At 41.1% G+C, this 1,309-nt stretch carries 2 protein-coding genes; both read left to right on the plus strand.

Annotation, left to right across the window (positions count from 1 at the left end):
• A partial coding sequence (locus tag AC1DRQ_RS31620) for a hypothetical protein (protein ID WP_477430125.1) occupies window positions 1-223 on the plus strand: 223 nt, incomplete at its 5' end.
• 41 nt (window positions 224-264) lie between these two features.
• Complete coding sequence (locus AC1DRQ_RS31625) at window positions 265-1,257, plus strand: IS110 family transposase (RefSeq protein WP_477430127.1); 993 nt, start codon at window positions 265-267, stop codon at window positions 1,255-1,257.
• The last annotated feature ends 52 nt before the right edge of the window (window positions 1,258-1,309 follow it).

Consider the following 1,309-nt stretch of genomic DNA (forward strand, 5'->3'; position numbering starts at 1 on the left):
CCCTGCCTTTGGTCTTATCAATAGTTTTTTAAGATTATTGTTATTGTTGAAATGGGGGTTCCAAGGGGGGTTAAGAACTAAAAACTTTGTGGAGAACGTTATTAAAAGGCAGGGTGAACTTATTTGCCCTATAGTCTGCCGGACTATGATTTGTATTAGTTCCCTGCCTTTTATGATTGCCCAAGGCCCAGCTATAATTATTCCCTTAATTCATCAAAGGTGATTGGCAAAAGGCAATTTATTAACGTATCTAAAAAGTAACGTATGAAAGTATGGAATGTTATTTTAGGTGTAGATGTGTCAAAAAAGACACTTGACATCTGCTGCGCAGAACGCAGGCTTCCGGTTCGTATTGACAACAACAGTGAAGGGTTCAGTAAATTAAAGAAGTGGTGTAAGGATAACGAAATTGATCTGAATGAAACGTTTATCGTGCTTGAATATACAGGAGGGTATGAATACCGGTTTATTCAATTCTGTGAATCGCAGTCCATCGCTTACTGTCGAGTATCCGGACTGGAGATCAAACAATCCCTGGGTATGACCAGGGGCAAAAGTGACAAGGCTGATGCTTATCGTATTGGTAGATATGGCGAAGAGAAAATCAAACGCCTGGAACCCGCCAGACCTCTGGACAATAGCATCATAGAACTCAAAAAGCTGCTTTCCTTTCGTAAAAGGCTGGTTCGCGAGGGTGCCGGCTATGAGAGTACAATCAAAGAACGGAAGCATATGTATGAGGTTACAAAACAGGATACGATCATTTGTATGGCCCGGGAAAAGATCGCGGCGGATAAACGATACGTCCAACAACTGGAAGAACAGATTATGGAGTTGATTAAAAGCAATGCGGCGATGCTGCTTAACTACCGGATCATTACCAGCATCAAAGGTATCGGTCCGGTGAATGCCTGGATGACCCTGGCTTACACCGAAAACTTCACGTCCTTTCCTGACGGACGGCATTACGCTGTTTTTGTTGGAGTTGTCCCGTTCGAACATACATCGGGAACAAGCATTAGGGGGCGACGACGGGTCAGCCATATTGCACATAAGGAGTTGAAGCAGGAATTAAATATGGCGGCCAGGACAGCAATCACCTATGATCCTGAAATCAGCGCCTATGCTGAAAGAAAACTTAAAAATAAAAAATATGGATTGGTATTAAATAACGTAAAATTCAAGTTGATCTTAAGAATGTTTGCGCTTGTGAAGCGTGGTAAAATGTATGTGGAAAATTATAAGATAACGGCCTGAAAAATCTTTTTTTATTAAATTTTGGAATTATAGCAAACCTATAATACAAATC

This window comes from Mucilaginibacter sp. P4_E8 (assembly GCF_056401495.1).

Bases quoted from the DNA above. Each gene is read 5' to 3' on its own strand.
- AC1DRQ_RS31625 (WP_477430127.1), top strand. From the start codon at position 265: ATGAAAGTATGGAATGTTATTTTAGGTGTAGATGTGTCAAAAAAGACA.